Raw genomic sequence first — 2,584 nt, forward strand, 5'->3', positions numbered from 1 at the left:
GGCCGGGGGCCGCTCGTCCGGCAGGCCGCCCTCCACCGGCACGGCGGGCACCCGCACCAGCGACACCGGTTCCCGCCGCTCGCCCACCGTCACGTCCAGGTCGCACCCGGAGCCCTGCGCGCGCAGGCAGATCCCCCGCCACAGCTCGCCCAGCGCCCGCCTGCCGTCGTCGGGCAGCGGCTGCTGCGGACCGGCCACCTCTCCGAGGCCGCTGAGCAGCACCCGCTTGCCCGCGAGCCGGGGCACCGCGTCGACCGGGAGCGCGCTGATCGCGTCGGGGACGTCCAGCGCGAGCCCGCGCTCGGCGAGGTCGAGCGGCGCGGCGGTCTGCAGGCCGCTGCTCAGCAGCACCACGGTCTGCGCGCCGGGCACGCGGGCCGCGGCGGCGAGCAGGCCCAGCGGGTCGAGCTGGGGGTTGTCGCCCGCCGCCGCGCCGACCACGGACTCGACCTTGCCCAAGGTCTCGACCAGCGCCTTCTCCCGCCGCTCCGGGTCGCGCTCCAGCGCGCCGTCCCCGTCCCTCGGGCTGATCGGCCCGTCCCACACCGCGATGGGCGAGTTCGCGCTGGAGCGGTGGACGACCAGCCGCACGTCCCCGCCCGCGACCGCCTCGCGCAGCACGGCCCGCACGGCGGGGGTGAGGGTGACGGCGGGCTCGTTGGCCGACGCGGTCACGCCGATGACGACGGTGGAGGTGGGGTCGCGCTCGGCGCACGCGGTCGTGGTCGCGGGCAGCAGCGCCAGGGGTAACAGGAGGGTCAGGACTCGGCCGGGTGGAAGACGAACCATGCTCCGAATAACGGCGTCCCAGCGCGGCCCGTTACGGCCGAACGCAGTAATGCGGGAACGGATTTCCATTGTCCCGCAATGGTTTCAGCGCTCCAGCACGGCCACGACGCCCTGCCCGCCCGCCGCGCAGATCGAGATCAGCCCACGTCCCGAGCCCCTGCGCGCCAGCAGCTTCGCGAGCGTGGCGACGATCCGCCCGCCGGTCGCGGCGAACGGGTGGCCGGTGGCGAGGGACGAGCCGGTGACGTTCAGCCTGGCGCGGTCGACGCGACCGAGCCGGACGCCGTCCGCGAGCGCCGGGTGGTCGGGGTCCTCCCAGGCCTTGAGGGTGGCCAGGACCTGGGAGGCGAACGCCTCGTGGATCTCGTAGAAGTCGAAGTCCGGCAGCGCGATCCCGGCGCGGGCGAGCAGCCTCGGCACCGCGTGGACCGGCGCGGTGAGCAGACCCTCGCCGCCGTGCACGTGGTCGACGGCGGCGGTCTCGGAGAACGTCAGGCACGCCTGCACCGGCAGCCCGCGCGCCGCCGCCCACTCCTCGCTCGCCAGCAGGACCACCGCGGCGCCGTCGGTGAGCGGGGTGGAGTTGCCCGCCGTCATGCCGGAGTCGGCGCCGAAGACGGGCTTCAGCGCGGCGAGCGCGGCAGGGGTGGAGCCGGGGCGCAGGTTCTGGTCCCTGGTGAGGCCGAGGAACGGGGTCACCAGGTCGTCGAGGAAGCCGGAGTCGTAGGCGGCGGCGAGGTTGCGGTGGCTGGCGGCGGCGAGCTCGTCCTGCTCGGCGCGGGTGACACCCCATTGCCGGGCGGTGATCGCGGCGTGCTCGCCCATGGACATCCCGGTGCGGGGCTCGCCGTTGCGGGGGATCTCCGGGACGACGTGGCCGGGGCGCAGCTTGGCGAGCGCGCGCAGGCGGGCGGTGGTGGTGCGGGCGCGGTCGAACGCCAGGAGGACCTCGCGCAGGCCCTCGTTGACGCCGATCGGGGCGTCGGAGGCGGTGTCGACGCCGCCCGCGATCCCGGAGTCGAGCTGCCCGAGGGCGATCTTGTTGGCCACCGCGATCACGGCCTGGAGGCCGGTCCCGCAGGCCTGCTGGAGGTCGGTGGCGGGGGTGGCGGGGGACAGGGCGCTGCCGAGGACGGACTCGCGGACGAGGTTGAAGTCCCTGCTGTGCTTGAGGACCGCGCCGCCGACGACCTCGCCGAGGCGCTCGCCCGCGAGGCCGAAGCGGGCGACGAGGCCGTCGAGGGCGGCGGTGAGCAGGTCCTGGTTCGAGGCGCGGGCGTAGGGGCCGCCCGCTCGGGCGAACGGGGTGCGGTTGCCGCCGAGGACGGCGACCCTCCTGGTGCCTGCCACGTGGCCTCCCTCGTCGCGGTGACCTCGAAGCTTACCTACTCGCGAGTAGACTTACTAGCCGGTAGGGAGTGTGATGGGGGCATGGATCGGTACCAGTCCCTCGCCGGGACCGCCCTCGGGCGGTTGGTCGTTCGCAAGCTCGGACTGCCCGCGCCGCACCCGCTGCGGCGGCACGTCCCCGGACGGCCGCCGCTGGACGGGCCGGTGCTGCTCGGGGGTGGCGGGCGGTTGCGGGGGCCGGTCGGGCGGGTGATCGCTGAGGCCGGGGTGCGGGTGGTCGAGGCGGCGCCGGGTGGCGTGGGTGGCGCGGCGGCGGGCGAGGGCACTGCGGCGGGCGAGGGCGCTGCGGCGGGCGGCGGTGAAGCGGCGGGCGGGCGCGCGCCTGCGGGTGGCGCCGGCGCGTGGACCGGGGGTGGCGCGGCAGGGGGGCGGTGGGGGGGCGCGC

The 2,584-nt window shown here is 76.4% G+C and carries 1 protein-coding gene and 2 pseudogenes; 1 reads left to right on the forward strand and 2 read right to left on the reverse strand.

The annotated features are described in order from the left end of the window. Both ACTUAL_RS30900 and ACTUAL_RS30905 read right to left on the reverse strand, forming a co-directional pair. Positions 1-789 (reverse strand): annotated as a pseudogene (locus tag ACTUAL_RS30900) (hypothetical protein); the annotation flags it as partial. Between the two features lie 84 nt (positions 790-873). Continuing rightward, positions 874-2,139, reverse strand: coding sequence for an acetyl-CoA C-acetyltransferase (locus tag ACTUAL_RS30905; RefSeq protein WP_440902702.1), 1,266 nt, complete (start codon positions 2,137-2,139; stop codon positions 874-876). Positions 2,140-2,220: 81 nt separating this feature from the next. On the opposite strand from ACTUAL_RS30905, the pseudogene ACTUAL_RS30910 reads away from it, so the two are divergent. Continuing rightward, positions 2,221-2,584, forward strand: a pseudogene (locus ACTUAL_RS30910) (3-oxoacyl-ACP reductase); the annotation flags it as partial.

This window comes from Actinosynnema sp., from assembly GCF_052038725.1.